This window comes from Aureimonas psammosilenae, from assembly GCF_009176975.1.
Lineage (GTDB): Bacteria > Pseudomonadota > Alphaproteobacteria > Rhizobiales > Rhizobiaceae > Plantimonas > Plantimonas psammosilenae.
On the sequence record NZ_WEZG01000008.1, the window covers coordinates 22,585 to 41,988 of the forward strand.

The 19,404-nt window shown below is 65.7% G+C and carries 18 protein-coding genes and 1 pseudogene; 13 read left to right on the plus strand and 6 right to left on the minus strand.

What is annotated here, in order from left to right; all coding sequences use genetic code 11:
* Positions 1 to 26: 26 nt before the first annotated feature.
* From arfA to F9929_RS14920, 5 genes are all read left to right on the plus strand, one after another.
* Positions 27 to 1,532: an arabinosylfuranosidase ArfA gene (gene arfA, locus F9929_RS14900; RefSeq protein WP_152047383.1), complete on the plus strand. Its 1,506-nt coding sequence runs from the start codon at positions 27 to 29 to the stop codon at positions 1,530 to 1,532.
* Between the two features lie 4 nt (positions 1,533 to 1,536).
* A complete protein-coding gene (locus F9929_RS14905) occupies positions 1,537 to 2,613 on the plus strand; it encodes an ABC transporter ATP-binding protein (RefSeq protein ID WP_152047384.1) in 1,077 nt (358 codons plus the stop codon).
* 79 nt (positions 2,614 to 2,692) lie between these two features.
* Positions 2,693 to 3,970 carry an extracellular solute-binding protein gene (locus tag F9929_RS14910; protein ID WP_152047385.1) on the plus strand — a complete coding sequence of 426 codons (1,278 nt, stop codon included), beginning with the start codon at positions 2,693 to 2,695 and terminating at the stop codon, positions 3,968 to 3,970.
* A 79-nt stretch (positions 3,971 to 4,049) separates the two neighbouring features.
* Positions 4,050 to 4,928: a carbohydrate ABC transporter permease gene (locus F9929_RS14915; protein ID WP_407922241.1), complete on the plus strand. Its 879-nt coding sequence runs from the start codon at positions 4,050 to 4,052 to the stop codon at positions 4,926 to 4,928.
* Complete coding sequence (locus F9929_RS14920) at positions 4,925 to 5,752, plus strand: carbohydrate ABC transporter permease (protein WP_152047387.1); 828 nt, start codon at positions 4,925 to 4,927, stop codon at positions 5,750 to 5,752. The genes F9929_RS14915 and F9929_RS14920 overlap by 4 nt, the downstream gene beginning before the upstream one ends.
* Here the strand turns inward: F9929_RS14920 and F9929_RS14925 are convergent.
* Positions 5,742 to 6,497 carry a FadR/GntR family transcriptional regulator gene (locus tag F9929_RS14925; protein WP_152047388.1) on the minus strand — a complete coding sequence of 252 codons (756 nt, stop codon included), beginning with the start codon at positions 6,495 to 6,497 and terminating at the stop codon, positions 5,742 to 5,744. The genes F9929_RS14920 and F9929_RS14925 overlap by 11 nt on opposite strands.
* Before the next feature lie 314 nt (positions 6,498 to 6,811).
* Entirely contained in the window at positions 6,812 to 7,726 is a 915-nt protein-coding gene (locus tag F9929_RS14930; protein ID WP_152047389.1) for a LysR family transcriptional regulator, read from the minus strand.
* 231 nt (positions 7,727 to 7,957) lie between these two features.
* Between F9929_RS14930 and F9929_RS14935 the strand changes: the two genes are divergently transcribed.
* The 3 genes from F9929_RS14935 to F9929_RS14945 all read left to right on the plus strand — a co-directional run bounded on the left by F9929_RS14935 (position 7,958) and on the right by F9929_RS14945 (position 11,382).
* Positions 7,958 to 8,920, plus strand: a complete 963-nt coding sequence (locus F9929_RS14935) for a tripartite tricarboxylate transporter substrate-binding protein (protein ID WP_152047390.1) — start codon at positions 7,958 to 7,960, stop codon at positions 8,918 to 8,920.
* 76 nt (positions 8,921 to 8,996) lie between these two features.
* On the plus strand, positions 8,997 to 10,076 hold the full coding sequence (locus F9929_RS14940; RefSeq protein ID WP_152047391.1) for a tartrate dehydrogenase: 1,080 nt from the start codon (positions 8,997 to 8,999) through the stop codon (positions 10,074 to 10,076).
* A gap of 19 nt (positions 10,077 to 10,095) precedes the next feature.
* Positions 10,096 to 11,382 (plus strand): glycerate kinase type-2 family protein, encoded by a 1,287-nt coding sequence (locus F9929_RS14945; RefSeq protein ID WP_152047392.1) that lies wholly within the window; start codon positions 10,096 to 10,098, stop codon positions 11,380 to 11,382.
* A 135-nt stretch (positions 11,383 to 11,517) separates the two neighbouring features.
* Here the strand turns inward: F9929_RS14945 and F9929_RS14950 are convergent.
* The 4 genes and pseudogenes from F9929_RS14950 to F9929_RS14965 all read right to left on the minus strand — a co-directional run.
* Positions 11,518 to 11,829: pseudogene (locus tag F9929_RS14950) on the minus strand (NAD(P)/FAD-dependent oxidoreductase); the annotation flags it as partial.
* 99 nt (positions 11,830 to 11,928) lie between these two features.
* Positions 11,929 to 12,789: a GNAT family N-acetyltransferase gene (locus F9929_RS14955; RefSeq protein WP_152047393.1), complete on the minus strand. Its 861-nt coding sequence runs from the start codon at positions 12,787 to 12,789 to the stop codon at positions 11,929 to 11,931.
* 62 nt (positions 12,790 to 12,851) lie between these two features.
* On the minus strand, positions 12,852 to 13,211 hold the full coding sequence (locus F9929_RS14960; protein ID WP_193227777.1) for a GNAT family N-acetyltransferase: 360 nt from the start codon (positions 13,209 to 13,211) through the stop codon (positions 12,852 to 12,854).
* Positions 13,212 to 13,323: 112 nt separating this feature from the next.
* Positions 13,324 to 13,962, minus strand: a complete 639-nt coding sequence (locus tag F9929_RS14965; RefSeq protein ID WP_152047395.1) for a LysE family translocator — start codon at positions 13,960 to 13,962, stop codon at positions 13,324 to 13,326.
* Positions 13,963 to 14,321: 359 nt separating this feature from the next.
* Here F9929_RS14965 and F9929_RS14970 point away from each other — a divergent pair, with 359 nt between their 5' ends.
* The 5 genes from F9929_RS14970 to hydA all read left to right on the plus strand — a co-directional run bounded on the left by F9929_RS14970 (position 14,322) and on the right by hydA (position 19,385).
* Entirely contained in the window at positions 14,322 to 15,074 is a 753-nt protein-coding gene (locus tag F9929_RS14970; RefSeq protein WP_152047396.1) for a GntR family transcriptional regulator, read from the plus strand.
* 140 nt (positions 15,075 to 15,214) lie between these two features.
* Positions 15,215 to 16,000, plus strand: a complete 786-nt coding sequence (locus F9929_RS14975) for a transporter substrate-binding domain-containing protein (RefSeq protein WP_152047397.1) — start codon at positions 15,215 to 15,217, stop codon at positions 15,998 to 16,000.
* 55 nt (positions 16,001 to 16,055) lie between these two features.
* Positions 16,056 to 16,730 (plus strand): amino acid ABC transporter permease, encoded by a 675-nt coding sequence (locus tag F9929_RS14980; RefSeq protein WP_152047398.1) that lies wholly within the window; start codon positions 16,056 to 16,058, stop codon positions 16,728 to 16,730.
* Between the two features lie 28 nt (positions 16,731 to 16,758).
* Positions 16,759 to 17,976: a cysteine desulfurase-like protein gene (locus F9929_RS14985; RefSeq protein WP_152047399.1), complete on the plus strand. Its 1,218-nt coding sequence runs from the start codon at positions 16,759 to 16,761 to the stop codon at positions 17,974 to 17,976.
* Positions 17,973 to 19,385 (plus strand): dihydropyrimidinase, encoded by a 1,413-nt coding sequence (gene hydA / locus F9929_RS14990; protein WP_152047400.1) that lies wholly within the window; start codon positions 17,973 to 17,975, stop codon positions 19,383 to 19,385. The genes F9929_RS14985 and hydA overlap by 4 nt, the downstream gene beginning before the upstream one ends.
* The last annotated feature ends 19 nt before the right edge of the window (positions 19,386 to 19,404 follow it).

The following is a 19,404-nucleotide window of genomic DNA, read 5'->3' on the forward strand; positions in this document are numbered from 1 at the left end:
TTGTCAGACAAATAGGGGAGAACGGAATGCGAGTCAGTGCTGCGGTCCACAAGGGTTTCGTGATCTCCGAGATCGACAACCGGCTGTATTCCGCATTCATCGAGCATATGGGCCGGGCGATCTATTCCGGCATCTACGAGCCCGGACACAGCCAAGCCGACGAGAACGGCTTCCGGCGCGACGTCATGCAGTTCGTGAAAGATCTGGCGATCCCGGCGATCCGTTATCCCGGCGGCAACTTCGTGTCGGCCTATCGCTGGGAGGACGGCATCGGCCCAAAGGAGAACCGCCCGGTGCGGCTCGACCTCGCCTGGCGCTCCAAGGAAACCAATCAGGTCGGCATCAACGAATTCGCCGTCTGGGCCAAGGATGCGGGCATCGAGATGATGCTCGCCCTCAATCTCGGCTCGCGGGGCCTCGATGACGCGCGCAACTTCGTGGAATACGTGAACCACCCCTCCGGCACCTATTGGTCGGACCTGCGCCGCTCTCACGGCGTCGCCGACCCCTATGGCGTCACCATGTGGTGCCTCGGCAACGAGTTGGACGGCCCCTGGCAGATCGGCCACAAGGAGGCCAAGGAATACGGGCGGCTCGCCGACGAGACAGCCAAGGCGCTCCGCGCGCTGACGCCCAATGCCGAGATGATTGTCTGCGGCTCCTCCAACGACCAGATGCCGACCTATCCCGACTGGGAGCGCGAAGTCCTCGAAGAGTGCTACGAGAACGTCGACTACATCTCGCTGCACAAGTATTTCGGCAATTCCAGCCACGACACGCTGAACTATTTCGGCAAGGTCGAGGAAACCGGGCGCTACATCCAGGCCATCGCCGGCGCAATCGACTTCGTGAAGGCCAAGAAGCGCGCCAAGAACGACGTCTACATCTGCTTCGACGAATGGAACGTCTGGTATCACAAGCGGGAAGACGATTCCCGCCGCTGGCGGACCTGGAACTGGCCGGAAGCGCCCGACCTTCTGGAGGAGGACTACAATTTCGAGGACGCGCTTTTCATCGGCTGTCTTCTGAACGAGTTCATCCGCCGCTCCGACCGGGTTCGCATCGCCTGCATCGCGCAGCTCGTCAACGTCATCGCGCCGATCCGCGCCGAGAAGAACGGCCCGGCCTGGCGCCAGACGATCTACTGGCCCTATCAGTTCGCCTCGCTTTATGGCCGGGGCCGGGCTTTGAGGGTCGCGGTGGACGGGCCGACCTACGATTGCTCGGTCGCCGACGACGTGGCCTATCTCGATGTCGCGGCGGTGGAGAACGAGGGCGGAATGCTGACGCTCTTCGCCGTGAACCGGCACCTGACCGAAACGCTGGATCTCGATCTGTCGCTCGGTGGCTTCGGCGCGCTGCGCGTCGCCGAACACCGCACGCTCGCCGGCCATGGCCTTCGCGACACCAACGGGCCGGACAAACCGGACGCGGTGGCCCCGAAGGGAGGCTCGGGGCTCGTGACCGACGGGGATCGGCTGCAAGGCCGCATCGCGCCCTTGTCCTACCACATGATCCGTTTGTCGGTCTGACCGCATGTCGGGCGTCAAACTCACGGGGGTCCGCAAGGCCTTCGGATCGGCCGAGGTCATCCGGGGCGTGTCGCTGGAGGTGCCCAAAGGCAGCTTCGGCGTCTTCGTCGGCCCATCGGGCTGCGGAAAGTCGACGCTGCTCCGGATGATCGCGGGGCTGGAGAACACCACCGGCGGCACGATCGAGATCGGCGGGCGCGACGTGACGGAGGTCGAGCCCGCCAAGCGCGGCGTCGCGATGGTGTTCCAGTCCTACGCCCTCTACCCTCATCTCAACGTCTACGAGAACATGGCCTTTTCCCTGCGGCTCGCGAAGGCGAAGAAGGCCGTCGTGGAGGAAAAGGTCCGCGAAGCCTCGCGCATCCTTCGCCTCGACGATCATCTCGGGAAGAAGCCGTCCGAGCTTTCGGGCGGCCAGCGCCAGCGCGTCGCCATCGGCCGCGCCATCGTGCGCCAGCCGGACGTCTTCCTGTTCGACGAGCCCTTGAGCAATCTCGACGCGGAACTGCGCGTCCAGATGCGGCTCGAACTGACGCGCCTCCACCGCCAGATCGGCGCCACCATGATCTACGTCACCCACGATCAGGTCGAGGCCATGACGCTGGCCGACGAGATCTTCGTTCTGAAGAACGGCACGCTGCAGCAGTCCGGCCGCCCGCTGCACCTCTACGACGATCCGGCGAACCGGTTCGTGGGCGGCTTCATCGGCTCGCCCGCCATGAATTTCGTGGATGCGACGGTGTTGCGGCAGGACGGCGACGGCATTCGGGTGCGGGTCGACGAGGACGGCCCCGAATTCACCATTCCGCTTTCGTCGGGAAATGTCGGCAGCGGGGCCAGGGTCGTTCTCGGCCTTCGCCCGGAAAAGCTGCGCCTCGCGGAACAGGGCCTGCCGGTGACGGTGGAGATGATCGAGGAACTGGGAGGCGTTTCGTACCTCCATTCGCGCACGGCGACAGGCGGCGATCTCGTGGTGGAACGGCGCGGGGGCCGCGAGGGAATGGACGGGCAGCGCGTCTTCGTGACCGCCGAGGGGAGCGACATTCTGGTCTTTTCGCCCGAAGGCGAGCGCCTGCGCTAGTGTCGCCAAGGAACATCGACGCCCGGCGGCTCGTGGGATCGGCGCCGGGTGAAAACATCAAACGGGAGGATCGAAACCCATGAACAGACTGAAAACACTCGTCGCTGCGTCGGTGACGATGCTGGCGGTGCTGCCGGCGCAGGCCGCGGAAACCGTGACCCTGTGGGACTTCTTCGTCGGCGGCGACGGCGTTCGCATGAAGGCCCTCCTGTCGGACTTCAACAAGGAGCATCCCAACATCAAGATCGAGGCGACCTCGCTCGAATGGGGCGTTCCCTTCTACACGAAGGTCCGCACCGCGGCGGCGGTCGGCCAGGGGCCGGACGTGATGAGCTACCATCTGTCCCGCCTGCCCTTGGCGTTGACGGAGAAGGTGCTGACGGAAGTGACGCCGGACGATCTGGCGGCGGCGGGCGTGAAAAAGGAAGATTTCTTCGAGAACGCGGTGGAAGCCGCAAGCGACAGCGGCAAGCTCTATGCCGTGCCCTTCGATATCCATTCGGTGGTTCTCTACTACAACAAGCGTTACCTCGAAGGCACCGAGTTTCTGGACGCCAATGGCAAGCTGACCGGCATCACGGATCTGGCGAGCTTCGAGAAGGCGCTGGCGACGGCCAAGGAAAAGGGCTCGGCCACGCCCCTCACCTACGCGACGGGCGACGATGGCGGCGTTTATCGCGTCTTCTATACACTGCTCGCGCAGCAGGGCGGCGAACTCATCACGGACGGCACGCAAGTGTTGTCGAGTGACAACGAGGCGAAGGCCGTCAAGGCCGTCGAGACCATGACGCGCTGGCACGAACAGGGATGGCAGCCCGAACAGGCGCTTTATCCCGCTTCCGTCGCCTTGTTCACGTCCGGCCAGTCCGCCTTTAGCATCAACGGCGTCTGGGAAGTGCCGACCATGAAGGACCTCCAGGCCTCCGGCCGGCTCGGCTTCGAATGGGGCGCGGTGGAAGTGCCGAACCTCATGGGCAAACAGGCGACCTGGGCGGACAGCCACGCCTTCGCCATCCCCGTCCAGGGCGAAAAGACGATGACGCCTGAAAAGCGCAAGGCCGTGATGACCTTCATCGGCTGGATGGAGAAGAACTCCGTCCGCTGGGCCGAAGCGGGCCATATCCCGGCCTACAAGCCCGTTGCCGAAAGCGCCGACTACAAGAAGATGGAGCCGAACGCGACCTACGCCAAGCTCGCCGAAACCGCCGTCTACGATCCGCGCTCCAAGATCGCCGGCGTCGCCTCGCCGGTCTATGATGCGGCCGTCAACATCATCTCGCCGTCCATCCACGGCTACATGCCGGCCGCGGACGCCGTCGCTCAGATGAAGAGCGATCTCCAGAACCTCCTGAAATAAGCGCCTTCGAGCGCATGGCCGGGCGGCGTTGTCTGCCCGGCTTCCTCCGGAATGAATCAACGGGAGTTCCTGAATGGCGATGCTGCAGAACCGCCGAAAGCATGTGTTGACCGCCTTCACGCTGGTGCTGCCGTTCATCGCCATCTTCTGTCTCGTTTTTCTTTATCCCGCCTTCCGCATCGCGCAGCTCAGCCTCACCGATTCCAGCCTTGTCGGCGACGGCGCCTTTATCGGTCTCGACAACTTCCGAAAGCTCCTCGGCGACCGCCTGTTCTGGACGTCGCTGAAAAACAACGGCTATTTCCTGGTTCTGACGGTGGTCCCGACGACGCTGATCGCGCTCGGCATCGCGCTTCTCGTGAACCGCCTGACGGGGCGGATGCAGGCTCTCGTTCTGGCGCTCTTCTTCCTGCCCTATGTCCTGCCCGTCTCAGTCGTCACGACCATTTGGGCTTGGCTCCTCGACCAGCAGTTCGGCGTTCTCCAGTCGCTCATCACGCTCATCACGGGCCGGCCGATCCCCGTCTTCAAGCATCCGGCCTGGGTCATGCCGGCCATTGCCGTGGTGACGATCTGGTGGACCAACGGCTTCAACGTCCTTCTTTTCCTCGCAGGGCTGCGCAACATTCCGCAGGATCTCTACGAGGCCTCGGCGCTGGACGGCGCGACGCGCGCCCAGCAGTTCCGCCGCGTGACATGGCCGCTTCTGTGGCCCGTCACGGCGCTCGTCCTGACCCTGCAGCTCATCCTGCAACTGAAGCTCTTCGATCAGGTCTATCTCCTGTCGGAGGGCGGGCCGTTCAACTCCTCCTACGTGCTTTTGATGATGGTCTATCGCGCGGCGTTCCAGCTCAATCAGGGCGGCTACGCTTCGGCCATCGCCCTCGTGCTCTTCGTGATCATCATGGTTCTGTCCGTTCTCCAGTTCCAGCTTCTGCGCATGGGAGGACGGCGATGAGATCCGCGCGGCTCGCCAATCTTCTTCTGACGGTTCTGGCGCTGATCGCCGGGGCGATCTGGTTCTTCCCGATCTATTGGGCGATCGTCACCTCCTTACGCGCCGAAGACCGCGTGGTGAGTGCGCAGACTGGCATCCTGCCCGACGAGTTCAACCTGACGGCCTATGCCAACGCGATCTTCAACACGCGGCTTGGCACATGGTACATCAACTCGGTCGGCACCTCGCTGATCATCACGCTCATAGTGATCGTGACCGGCATGATGTGCGCCTATGCCCTGTCGCAGATGCGCTTTCCCGGCCGTCGCATCCTTTATGGCGTGGTTCTGGCGAGCTTCATGATCCCGGCGCAGGCGCTCGTCGTGTCGCAGTTCATCCTGATGAACCATCTCGGCTTCATCAACACCTGGGCCGGCATCATCCTGCCCCAGCTCGTCGTGCCGATCGTCATCATCGTCTACAAGCAGTTCTTCGACGCCGTGCCGAAGGAGATGAAGGAGGCCGTGGTCCTGGACGGGGGCAGCGACTACACCCTTCTGTGGAAGGTCTACATGCCCCTCAACTGGGGGATCACCACGGCGCTGGCGATCATCACCTTCATCACCTCCTGGAACGCCTTTCTCTGGCCCTTCCTCGTGGAAACCAGCGAGAACATGATGACGATCCCGGTCGGCATCACGCAGGTCAATGATTCCTTCGGCGTCGTTTATGCCCGGCTCATGGCCGTGGCGCTTCTGGCGGCCGCGCCCGTCGCCATCGCCTATCTCGTGTTCCAGAAGCGCGTCACCGAAGCCATCATGATCTCGTCCGGCGTCAAAGGCTGAGCCGCAAATCCGCGACGGTCGTACCCGAACTGTCGAGAAGCGCGGTGTCGACGAGTTCCGCCATCAAGCGCTGCGCCCCGACCGGGTCCCGCGCTTCGATGCGCTCGAACACGGCGGCGTGCTCCTCGATCGGGTTGCGGGTATGGGGCTTGGGCATGTCGCGGTAGCGGAAGGCGGTGGTATAGGCCACCGCCGCCCGGATGCCGGCTTCGAACGTCACCAGAACCGGATTGTGCGAAGCGCGAAGAACCGTCTGGTGAAAGCTCGCATCGGCCTGATGCCAACTGTCCTGCGTCACGTCGCAGGTGCGCATGGCGTGAAGGGCTTGGCGAAAAGCGCGCAGGTCCTCGTCGGTTCTGCGCTCGGCCGCCAGCGCCGCGCAGGGCGGCTCCACCATCGCCCGCAATTCGTAGAGCGCGCGGATGAACCAGTTCGGCGGCGTTCCCACTTCGAAGAACCAGCGCAGGACATCGGGATCGAGGAGCGACCACCCCTCGCGGGCGGCGACGCGCGTGCCCGTCCGGGTCCGGCTGACGAGCATGCCCTTGCCCGCCAGATGCCGCAACGCCTCGCGATAGGTGCCGCGCGACACGCCCGCCGTCGCGCAGAACTCCATTTCCTTCGGGACTGCGTCCCCGACCGCCAGATGGCCCGTCACGATCTGCCGGCCGAGCCATTCGGCGATCGAGCCGTTGATGCGCCGCTCCGAGCGCGTCGAGAACGACAAGGGCGCTGGCGGTATCATCTTCCTCTCACCATGCGACGAGGTTCATAATCTTCAGGCTCGGCGGCCTCGACCGGGTGGAAGGCACGCTGACAAGGGTTCTGGACGCGAGGTGGAGCTGCGAGAATAGCAACAAAACCTTCCTGCCTTCCAGATATCCCTTTGAAGGCTTTGGATTGAACGCTTGACGAGGTCAATGAGCAACTCGAAACAAAGATGATTGAACGTATCGTAGGTCTGAAGACGGACGTTCGGCGCGGCGTGCAGCTCGAAGAAGATCTCGCGCCTCGATCAATATCCAACGCCTCTCGCGGTCGGACCGGGCGGCCGGCAGATCAATCCTGCCCGGCGTAGCGGTCGAGATTCTCTTCCAGAAGCTGCAGGAGAAGGTCGCGATTAGCGTCTCGCACATCGGCCTGCCATGCGACGGCCAGCGGCAGGCGGTTCGCACCGGTGGCCGTTCGGATGAGGAGCGGGCGGAAGGCGACGCCTGGAACGGCGAGACGCTTCGACCACTGCGGAACGATCGCCGCGCCGATCTTGGCCGCGACCATGTTGAGGATCGTCTGCTTCTCTTCCGCGATCTGCGCGATGCGCGGCGTCAGCCCCTCTTCTTCGAAGAGCTTCATCGTCAGGTCGTGGCTGTGCGGACGCGAACGGCGCTCCGGAATGATCATCGCGACATCGGCGAGCGCGGGGACGGACACATGGCTCCGTTCCACCAGCGGATGGCTTGCCGGCAGAGCGACCACCGCCGTCTCGTGAAGAAGGAGGCGCATCCGAAGGCGCGGGTCGAGCCGCACGCCCGGTCGGATGATGGCAAGGTCCAGCCGGCCGGAAAGGAGCTTCGGCACGAGGCGGATCGACTTCTCTTCCGTCAGTTGGATCGTCAGGGCCGGATCGCGCGCATGGAGGTCATGGATCAGTGCGGGCACGAGGCCGGCCGCCGCGCTGTCGATCGCGCCGAGCCGGATCACGCGGCTTTTCGAGCGGCCGCGATCCCGGAAGCGCTCGACCATCTCGTCGGCGGTCGTGACGAGATGCCGGGCGTCGCGCACGAATTGGCGACCGGCCTCCGTCAGGACGACGGATCGCGTCGTGCGCTCGAAAAGCCGGACGCCGAGTTCCTCTTCCAGAAGCCGGATCTGGCGCCCGAGCCCGGCGGGCAGGATGTCGAGGACGCGGGCGGCGCGGCCGAAATGCATTTCCTCGGCCGCCGCCAGCACGCATCGGATCTGTTTGAGCTCCATGCCCGATCATATCACTTGAAAATATAATCTCTAAGCGATGGAGCCTGCGTCGGTCTATCCCGTAGCCTCGTGCCTGGAATGGTGCCGTGGGAGAAGCGGCGCAGATCGTCGGGAGGATGGCATGGGCACCGCGCCCGCCGCCGCAAGCCGTCGATCGAAGGGCAGACATCACGGGCGGGTTCCGGGAAGGGGAGTTCCCGGGCCGCCTCCACACAATCCGGGAGGATGGATATGAAGACGTTTCTGGCGGCAATGTTCGCTGCGGCTCTGGCGGGACCTGCCCACGCGCAGGAGGCCTATCCGTCCAAGCCCGTCACCATCGTCGTGCCGGCGGCGGCCGGCGGGCCGAGCGACACGGTGGCGCGTCTGGTCGCCGAGGCCATGACCAGGGATCTCGGACAACAGGTGCTGGTCGAGAATGCCGGCGGGGCCGGCGGCTCGCTCGGCGCCGGTCAGGTCGCTGAGGCCGCGCCGGACGGCTACAAGCTTCTCCTCTACCATGTCGCCACCTCGACCTTCGGCGCGCTCTACCCGTCCCTTCCCTATCAACCCGGCGAGGCCTTCTCCTCGATCGGGCTCGTCACCGACGTGCCGATGACGCTTGTCGGGCGCAAGGACTTGGCGCCCGCCGATCTCGGCGCCCTTTTGGCATGGCTGAAGGGCGAGGGTGCGGGCGCCACCTTCGGCACGGCCGGGGTCGGCGCGGTGTCGGACCTTTGCGGCCGCCTTTTCACGCAGGCGACCGGCACCGAACTGACCGTCGTGCCCTACAAGGGCACGGGTCCTGCCATGACGGACCTCATCGGCGGCCAGATCGACCTGATGTGCGATCAGACCACCAACACGGCGAACCAGATCAAGGCCGGCGAAATCAAGGCCTATGCCGTGACCACCAAGGAACCGATCGCCATCCTGCCGGGCGTGCCGACCATGGCGGGAACCGGCCTGCCCGGTTTCGAGATCACCGCCTGGCACGCGATCTGGGCGCCGAAGGACACGCCCGAGCCGATCCGCCGGCGCCTTTCCGCTTCGCTCCAGAAAGCCTTGACCGACCCGGTCGTGATCGAGCGTTTCGCGGGGCTCGGCACCGCCCCCGTCGCCGCCGAGCTCGCCACGCCCGCCGCCCTCGACGAGCGCTTCCGCTCCGAGATCGGGCGATGGGGCCAGCTTCTGGCCAACGCCAAGCAGCCCTGAAGACGCTTTTCCGATCGCGCCGGACGGGCGGCCACCATCCGTCCGGCCCCCTTCGATTCCGACCAGGATGATCCCCATGCAGACCTACAAGATCGCCGCCATTCCCGCCGACGGCATCGGCCCCGAGGTGATCGCCGCCGGCCTCCAGGCCCTGGAAGCGCTGGAGCGGCGCGAGGGCAGCTTCAAGCTCGACGTCACCCATTTCGACTGGGGTTCGGACTACTACAAGCGCACGGGCACCATGATGCCGGCGGACGGCACGGAGCAGCTCAAGCGCTTCGACGCCATCTTCTTCGGCGCGGTCGGCGCGCCGGACGTGCCCGACCACGTCACGCTCTGGGGCCTGCGCCTGCCGATCTGTCAGGGCTTCGATCAGTATGCCAATGTGCGGCCGACCAAGATCCTGCCCGGCATCGTTTCGCCGCTGGCCGGCGTCAAGCCCGGCGACCTCGACTGGGTGATCGTGCGCGAGAATTCGGAAGGCGAATATTCCGGCCATGGCGGCCGCGCCCATCGCGGCCTGCCCGAGGAAGTCGGCACCGAGGTCGCGATCTTCACCCGCGTCGGCGTCACCCGCATCATGCGCTACGCCTTCCGTCTCGCCCAGTCGCGGCCGAGAAAGTTCCTCACCGTCGTCACCAAGTCCAACGCCCAGCGCCACGGCATGGTGATGTGGGACGAAATCGCGGCCGAGGTGTCGCAGGAGTTTCCGGACGTGACCTGGGACAAGATGCTGGTGGACGCGATGACCGTCCGCATGACCCTGAAGCCGCAGAGCCTCGATACGATCGTGGCGACCAACCTCCATGCCGACATCCTGTCGGATCTGGCGGGCGCGCTCGCGGGCAGCCTCGGCGTCGCGCCGACGGCCAATATCGATCCCGAACGGCGCTTCCCCTCCATGTTCGAGCCGATCCACGGTTCGGCCTTCGACATTACCGGCAAGGGCATCGCCAATCCCGTCGCGACCTTCTGGACAGCGGCGCAGATGCTGGAGCATCTTGGCGAGCCGAAGGCGGCGCGACGCCTGATGCACGCGGTCGAAACCGTCACCGGCAGCGGCGTCACGACGCCCGATGTCGGCGGCACGGCCAATACGCGGGAGGTGACGGAGGCCGTTTGCGAGGCCATCCGCGGCTCCAACATCGTTCTCTAAACCCCAGCGAAGGGCCACCGTGATTCAAGCTTCCAGCGGTTCGAACGGCGATCAGGCGGCGCGGCGGATTCTCGCCGAGCTCTTCACTGCCGCGGTGGCGGCGGCCGATCCAATGCGTGTCCTGAAGCCCGCCCTGCCGGAAAAACCCGCCGGCCGCTGCGTGGTGGTCGGAGCCGGCAAGTCGGCGGCGGTGATGGCGCGGGCCGTGGAGGAGGCCTGGCCGGAGGTCGATCTGTCCGGCGTCGTCGTCACCCGCTATGGCCATGCGGTGCCGACGCGGCGCATCGACGTCTTGGAAGCGTCCCATCCCGTGCCCGACGAGGCCGGCGAAAGGGCGGCGCGGCGAATCCTCGAAACCGTCTCCGGCCTCGATGAGGACGACCTCGTCCTCGCGCTGATCTCCGGCGGGGGCTCCGCGCTGATGGCGTTGCCGGCGGAAGGCATGACGCTGGAAGACAAGAAGACGGTCAACCGGCTGCTTCTTTCCTCCGGTCTCGGCATCAACGAAATGAACCGGGTGCGCCGCCGCCTGTCGAGGATCAAGGGTGGCCGCCTCGCGGAAGCCGCCCGCCCCGCACGCCTCGTGACGCTGGCGATTTCGGACGTGCCGGGCGACGATCCTCTGGCGATCGCCTCGGGGCCGACGGTTCACGACCCGGAGGAAGGGCAGGACCTTTCCTCGGTCGTCGCTCGCCTGGGGCCGGACCTGCCGGACGCGGCCCGTCGCCTTCTCCTGCGCCCAGCGGCGGCGCGCCCGGCGTTCACCGCCGATTACCGGATGATCGCAACCCCGCAGATGGCGCTGGAAGCCGCGAGCGCCGTGGCGCGGCGCCACGGTATCGCGCCGCTCCTCCTGGGCGACGCGCTGGAAGGGGAAGCGCGCGAGGCCGGCATCCTGATGGCCGGCATGGCGCGCTCCGTCCGTCGGCACGGCCTGCCGCTGCCCGCGCCGGCCGTTATCCTGTCGGGCGGCGAGTTCACGGTGTCGGTGGGCCGCACGGCAAAGCCGGGACGAGGCGGCCGCAACACCGAGTTTCTTCTGTCGCTCGCCATCGCGCTGGGCGGCGAGCCGGGCGTCTTCGCGGTTTCCGCCGATACGGACGGCATCGACGGAACCGAGGACGCCGCCGGCGCCCTTGTCCTGCCGGACACGCTGCATCGCGCCCGGCAGGCGGGTCTCAATCCCGCCGCCCTCATGACGGGCCACGACAGCTACAGCCTGTTCTCCGGGATCGGCGATCTCGTCGTCACCGGACCGACCCTCACGAATGTCAACGACTTCCGGGCCGTGCTGGTGCTGGAGTAAGGGCCACTCGGGCGAAGCCTTGAGCAGCCGGTTCGTCGAAGAGCGAGCCTGCGCTTTCGTCCCCGGACGGGCATCGGCTCTCCGGTCAGATGGCTCCGACATTCACCTTGCCGCCGTCGAAGAAGCGCGAGAGCCGGAAGGGCGTGGGATCGACGCAGGGGCGATCTCCGGCCACGAGGTCCAGGCGCCGCCGGCGCAAAGCACGGATTTCGTCCGGATCAGCCCCTTTTCGGTGACGACGCCGGCCACCGACCCGTTTGCGATGTCGAGGCTGCGGGCAGCGCAGTCCTGATGGATCGTCGCCCCGAACCGGCGCGCGCCGTCGGCGATCGTCGGCGCGGCGATCGGCGGCTCGCCCTTGCCGTCGTCGGTCGAGTGAACGCCGCCGAGCCATCGGCGGCCGTTGCCCGGAATCACCGCTTCCGTTTCGGCGGCGCTCAGCATTCTGATTACGGTCCAGCCGGTCGCGATCGAGAACGAGGGCCGGCGTCTCGGGGGAGCGGAGCGTGGCCGTGGCGGCGGGGGCTTGCGTCATTCCGATCTCTTTCAAAGAAAGGACTGGTTGGAGGGGGCGAAAAGGCGCGCGGGGCCGGTGGGCTCCACCGTGCCCAGAACCATGGTCAGCGCGTCGCTCATCTGCGGCAGGCCGATCTCGTCGAGCCACGAGCCAAGGCCTGCATCGACCGGAGGGTCGATCCTGACGAAGCGGCCTTCAAGCCGCGAAAGCGCCGCCTCGATCAAAAGGCGCGCTGCCGCGGGGCTTTCCGCCGCCACCGGCCCGACCACATGCCCACGACCGAATAGCCGCGAGATCGCGTAGCCTGCCGGCTCGCCGTTCCGCAGAAGAACGAAGGTTTCGCCGGCCGCCACGAGGCGTTGCAGCATCGCGGTGCGTTCGCGGCCGCTGGCCGCCCGGTCGAGCCGCGCGAGAGCGTCGAACTCGTCCGGCCGCATCGGGCGCACGACATTCTCTGGCGGCGCCTCGTGGCGGCCCGGCAGGACGCCCTGGCGCTGCTCGATCATGCCGATCGCCCGGAAGCCGCGCCGCTCGTAGAGCCCCCGCCCCTCGGGCGTCGCGTTGAGAAGGATCGAGCGGCCCTTCGCCGCGTCCAGGAGTTCGTCGAACAACCGCGCCCCGTAGCCACGCCCTTGCTCCGCGCCGTCCACGATGATCATGCCGACCGACGCATGGCTTTCGCCATTGGGAAACCAGATGGCCGTGCCGATCACCGCGCCCGCCCGCTCCAGAACGAAGCCGCGCCCGACGGTGAGCGCGAAGGCCCAGTCCTCCCTGCGAAAGGGCCAGACAAGCGCGCGCGAAAGCCGGTGCGCGCCTTCCAGATGCCGTTCGGCGAAGGGCACGAGGGCGATGTCACCGTGTTGGTCCCGGATGGGTGCAGCTTCCATGATGGGTCGGGTCTTCATGAAGGGGTTGCGGGAAAGAGCGGCCGGGGCCAAGCGCGCCAAGGTCAACTGAGGGCATGCGCGGCCAGGCCGTACACGCCGGGGCGTCCCGGCTCGACGGGGGCAAGGGTGCCGCCGCGCGTGAGGGTGCGCACCGTATCGAAGAGGGGCAAGCCCGACGCCTCGATGAAGGCGCGCAGCAAGCCTTCCGGCTGGCGGGTGTCGAGGCGCACGAAGCGGTTCTCCATGCCCTCCAGAAGCGAGGCGACGAGGTGCACGGCATCCGCTTCGGTTTCGGCGATCACGGGACCGATCACCTGCCCCCGCCCGAAGGCGCGGCGCATGGCGAAGCCGCTCAAGGTCCCGCCCCGCCGGATGCCGCGAACCTGAGCGCCTGGCTGGCGGCGCGGCTGATTGAAGGGCATGCCCGGACGGTGAGCGGGCACCGCCGTGCCGATAGAACTGCCATCGGCGAAACTTGAAAACCGTCGACGGCGGAAGAGCGCAGCCCCTCCGGATCGATCGCAACAATGCCTTTCAGGCGGCGGCGCGACGCCATCCGACCGCCAGGGCACCGGCGCCGATCATGAGCGAGCCGCCGATGCGGTTGATCGCCCGTTGCACGCCCGGCTTGCGGATCGACTTGCGAGCCATGGTGGCGAGAACGCCGTAGAGCGCGGCGTTGATCGTCGCGAGCACCAGGAACGTCACCTCGAAGACGATCATCTGACCAAGAACGGGACGCGAGGTGTCGAGGAACTGCGGCAGGAAGGCGACGAAGAAGATGATGCTCTTCGGGTTCAACGCCGTCACGACATAGGTATGAAGGAAGATGCGGAAGGGCCGTTCCTTCGGCGCATCCATCGCCGCCTCGTCGATTGCTCCAACCCGGACCGGAGCGCGCCAGAGCTTGATGCCGAGATAGATGAGATAGGCGGCGCCGATCCACTTCAGGCTGGTGAACAGCGTGGCCGAGGCGGCAAGAAGGGCGCCGAGGCCGAGCATGGATGCCGTCATCGCGGTGAAATCACCGAGCGCCACCCCGGCGACGGTCGCACTGGCCGCCTTTCGGCCGTGACCGAGGGCATAGGAGATGACCAGAAGGACCGTCGGCCCCGGGATCGCGAGAAGCACCGCCGAGGCTGCGACGAAGGCTAACCAATGCTCGACTGACATGAAGGCTCTCCAGATGGGGAACCGAAGCAATCCATCGGATCGAAGCGAGCGCAAGCCCTTTTGCCGACCACTGTTGAGCGTCGGGCTTCGGGCGAGCTTGGAAAGAATGCTCGTCAGCCGCAGCGAGCCGAGATCTGTCGGGTGCGACTCCGGCAATCTGATCTTCATACGAGTGCCGATTGCGGATCGGTTGTCTTGGCGCACTCATGATACCCCCTGTGAATGAAGACGCCGAAACTGTATGCGATTTATTGGCGAAATGAATACAGGGTGATGCCGCAAATTGCTTTGAGCCTATGCTCCCGAAGCTGCTATTGGGCCTTTAGGCAAAGAGGCTTCGAAGGAGGCGACAACCGCGCATGGACGCATCCGACCGCGCATCGATCATCTGCCGCGCCATCCGGCGCGCCATTCTCGAACAGGCTCTCGCGCCGGGCGACAAGCTGCCGGAAGATACGCTGGGCGAGCGCTTCGGCGTCAGCCGCACCATCGCCCGGCACGCGCTCGGCCAACTGGCGTCGGAAGGGCTGGTGGAGCTTCGCCGCAACCGGATCGCCCTTGTCGCGACGCCCTCCTTCGAGGAAGCGCGGGACGAGTTCGATATCCGCCGTGAACTGGAGCGGCTGGTGGTGCGCGCCCTTTGCGGGCGGCTGACGCCGGAGCAGATCGCGGATCTGAGCGCCCATGTCACGGAAGAGGAACACGCGCGCGGCGGCCCCGAAGCCAATTCCATCCGCTTGGCGACCGAGTTCCACGTGCGGCTGGCCGAGATGACGGGCAAGCCGACGCTGACCCGCTATGTCCGCGAGATCGCCTACCGATCGAGCCTGTCGCTCGCGACCTTCGGCCGGCCGCATTCGCCCGATTGCGCCGTATCCGAGCATCGGGGCGTGATCGAAGCCCTTGCCGTCGGCGACGCGCAGAAGGCCGCCGACCTCATGGCCGATCATCTCGATCAGGTCGCGGCCCGCGCCTTCCTGAAGACGCCCCCGACACGCGGCGACCTGATGGACGTCCTCGCCCCTTACGCGGTCGGCGAGCAACCGGAACCCAAAGCGCGCCCATCGCGCACGCAGTCTGCCTCCAAAAACCGCAAGGAGGCGTCCGACTGAAATTTTCGCTTGCGCACCGATCAAATTTCCATGCAGTCTGCACATGAAAGTGCATGCAGGATTTTTGGTCAATCGTTGAGCATCACGTCCCTTGATGAGGGTTGATGCTCCGGCGCGGGATGCGCAAGAAGGAGAAGGTCATGATCGCCAAGACATTCGCTGCCCTCGCGCTGGCCGCTGTCGCCCTGGCCAGTCCCGCATCCGCCAAGACGCTGAATGTCGGCGCCAATGTCGGCAACGTGCCGTGGGAGTTCCAGGACGAGAAGGGCGACACGGTCGGCTTCGAGATCGATCTCGTCAACGAAGTCGCCAAGCGAATCGGCTACGAGGGGGTGAGCGTCGAGAACATTCCCTTCAACGGATTGTTTTCCGCCGTCCAGTCCGGCCGCATCGACGCCGCGATCTCCTCGATCACCATTACAAAGAAGCGGCTGGAATCGGTGTCCTTCGCCCAGCCCTATTACGACAGCGACCAGTCCCTGTCGGTTCTGAAGTCTTCCGGCATCGAGGGGCTCAAGGGCTTGAAGGACAAGACGGTCGGCGTCGATACCGGCTCCACCGGCGACATCTGGGCGACCGAGCACCAGAAGGAATACGGCATCGCCGATATCCGCCGCTTCGAAGGCTTGTCGCCTGCCATGCTCGATCTCGGCAATGGCGGCATCGACGGCTACATCTCCGATATCCCGGCCGTCGCTTATTACATCAAGGACAAGCCGCAATACGCGGTGGTGGAGCGCATCAAGACGGGCGAGCAATATTCGATCATGTTCGCCAAGGATTCGCCGCTTGCCACCGAAGCGACGAAGGCCCTGTCCGCGATGAAGAAGGAAGGCGTCGTCCAGAAGCTCCACGCCAAGTGGTTCGGCACGGAACCCGATGCCGGAACCTCCACGGCGGCCGACGCCGCCATGCCGAAGCCCTAATCATCCCGCCCGCCGCCGGTTTCCCGCCGGCGGCGCCCTTGGAAGACGGATCGGCATGGGCATCGTTCAAACCTTCTTCAACGTCGACGTCCTTCTTCGCTACTATCCCCTGCTGCTGCAGGGGCTGGGGCGAACGGTGCTGCTCGGGGTCCTGTCGATCCTCCTCGGCCTCCTCGGCGGGCTTCTCCTGGCGCTGGTGCGGCTTTACGCGACGAAGCCGTTCCGCATCCTCGCCATCGCTTATATCGACGTGTTCCGGGCGCTTCCGGTGCTCGTATGGCTCGTGGTCGTTTATTACGCCCTGCCGTTTCTCGGGGTCCGCTTCTCGCCCTTCGTGGCCGCCGTCTTTTCCTTGTCCACGGTTTCTGCGGCCTATGCGGCAGAAATCTTCCGCGCCGGCATCGAGGCGATCCCGCGCGGCCAGTTCGAAGCAGCAGATGCCCTCGGCCTTCATGCCTATCGCCGCATGCGCCATGTGGTCCTGCCCCAGGCGGTGCGGATCGTCATACCGCCGCTCACCAACAATTCGATCAACGTCATGAAGGATACGGCGCTCGCTTCCGTCGTGGCGCTGCCGGACCTCCTGAAGCAGGCGACGCAGGCGCAGGCGCTTGCCGCCAACCCGACGCCGCTGATCGGCGCGGCCGTGATCTACCTACTTCTGCTTCTGCCGATGGTGCGCCTCGTCGCGCGCTACGAAACCCGTCACGCGCGCCGCACGGCGCGCTGACGACGCTCACCTCACGAAAGCTTGCCCGATGCCCCTCGATCTCGATTTCGTCCGCTCGCAGTTTCCAGCCCTCGCCGGTGAATGGGCCTATATGGACAATGCCGGCGGCTCTCAGGTGCTGCGGCGGGTGGCCGATCGCGTGTCGGACTACCTCCTGACATCCAACGTCCAGACCGGCGCGAGCTACGCCCCGAGCCAGCGTTCGCTGCAGCGGGTGTCGCAAACGCGCGACGCCTTCGCCCGCTTCATGAACTGCGATCCCGGCGAGGTCTTGGAAGGGCCGAACACCACCATTCTCCTGCGCTTCCTGTCCGAGGCGATGACGGGGCGATTGCAGCCCGGCGACGAGATCATCCTGACGAATATCGACCATGAGGCCAATATCGGCCCGTGGCTGCGCCACGAAGCGCGGGGCGTCACGATCAAGTGGTGGCGCTGCGACCCCGAGACTTTCGAACTCGACCTCGACGACCTGCGCATCTTGATGACGGAGAGGACGAAGCTCGTCTGCGTGACGCACGCATCCAACATTCTCGGCACGATCAACCCGATCCCGGAGATCGCGAAGATCGTCCATTCGGTGGATGCCGATCTCGTGGTGGATGCCGTTGCCTATGCGCCACACCGCGCGATCGACGTGAAGGGGCTCGGCGCGGACTACTACGTGTTCAGCGTCTACAAGGTCTTCGGGCCGCACCACGCGGTGATGTACGGGCGGCGGGATAAGCTCGAGGCGCTGGACAACATCTACCACTACTTCTTCGACAAAGCCCGCGTTCCCCACAAGCTGGAGCCCGGCAACATCAACTACGAAGCGGCTTGGGGCTCGATCGGCGCCGTCGATTATGTCGAGGAGCTTGGCCAGCGCGAAGGGGCGGCCGAAGGGCGCGCGGCGGTTGAGGCGGGCTTTGCCGCCATCGCGGAGCACGAGCGGACCTTGAGCGAACGGCTGATGGATTTCCTCCTGTCGCGCAACTCCGTTCGGGTGATCGGCCGCACATCCACGGCGGTGGAAGATCGCGTGTCTACCTTGTCCTTCACGGTCGGCGAGGAAAGCTCCAAGCGGATCGTGGAAGCAGTGGACGCTGCCAAGGTCGGCATCCGCTTCGGCGATTTCTACGCGCGCCGCATCGTGGAAGAGCATGGCTTGATGGCCCGCGACGGCGTCGTGCGCGTGTCGATGATCCACTACAACACGCTAGAGGAGGTCGATCGCCTGATCGCGGCGCTGGAGCCCAATCTGTGAGCCTCGATCTCGTCATCCGTGGTGGGACGATCGCGACCGCGTCGGATGTCTTCCGGGCGGATGTCGGCATCCGCGATGGGCGCATCGTGCAGATCGGCGAAGGCTTGGGTCAGGCGAGCCAAGTGATCGACGCCACGGGCCGTCTCGTTCTGCCCGGCGGCATCGACAGCCATGTCCACATCGCGCAGCCGTCCGGCGACGGCATCCGCATGGCGGACGACTTCGAGTCCGGCACGCGCTCGGCCTTGTTCGGCGGCAACACGACGGTGCTGCCCTTCTGCCTGCAGGGCAAGGGGCAATCGCTGCGCGACGCGCTCCGAGGCTATCATGCCCTGGCGACAGGCAACTGCTATACGGACGTGTCCTTCCACCTGATCGTTTCCGATCCGACGCCATCCGTGCTCGGCCAGGAACTGCCGGCGCTGGTGATGGACGGTTATACGTCCTTCAAGGTCTTCATGACCTATGAGGGCTTGCGCCTGAACGATGCCGAAATCCTCGCCACCATGGATACGGCGCGGCGCACCGGCGCGCTCGTGATGGTTCATTGCGAGAACGAGGACGCCATCCGCTACCTGATCGGGCGGCACGAGGCGCAAGGCGATGTCGGCCCCCGCGCCCATGCCACGACCCGGCCCGTGGCGGCCGAGCGCGAGGCGACGCACCGCGCGGTGAGCCTTGCCGAGATCGTCGACGTGCCGGTGGTGATCGTCCACGTTTCCAACGGAGCGGCGCTCGGTGAAATCCGCGCGGCGCGCGGGCGGGGGCGAAAGGTCGTCGCCGAGACCTGCCCGCAATATCTGATGCTGACCGCCGCCGATCTCGACGGCATGGACTGGGAAGGCGCGAAGTTCGTGTGCTCGCCGCCGCCGCGAAACGCGGCGGAACAGGAAGCCTGCTGGACGGGTCTCGAGCAAGGCGACTTCGACCTCTTCTCCTCCGATCACTGCCCGTTCCGCTACGACGACCCGGCGGGCAAGCTCAACCCGAAGGGCCGAACCAGTTTCGCCCACGTGCCGAACGGCATTCCAGGCGTCGAAACGCGCCTGCCGATCCTCTTCTCGGAAGGCGTGTCCAAGGGCCGGATCGGGTTGTCGCGCTTCGTCGCCCTGACGGCGACCAACCATGCCAGAATCTATGGCCTCGAGAAGAAGGGCTCCATCGCCGTCGGCATGGACGCCGATATCGCGATCTGGGACGCAGGTGCCAAGCGGACGATCGCTCATGCCGACCTCCATGACGGCGCGGACTACAGCCCCTATGAAGGCATCGAGGTGACGGGCTGGCCCGAAACGGTGATCGTCGGCGGGCGGGTCATGGTGCGCGGCGGCGAGCTTGTCGGCGCGAAGGGCACGGGACGCTACGTGCCCCGCGCCTTGAGCAGTCTCGCAAGGCAAGCTGCCGTTTGATCATGTCCCACCGGCGACG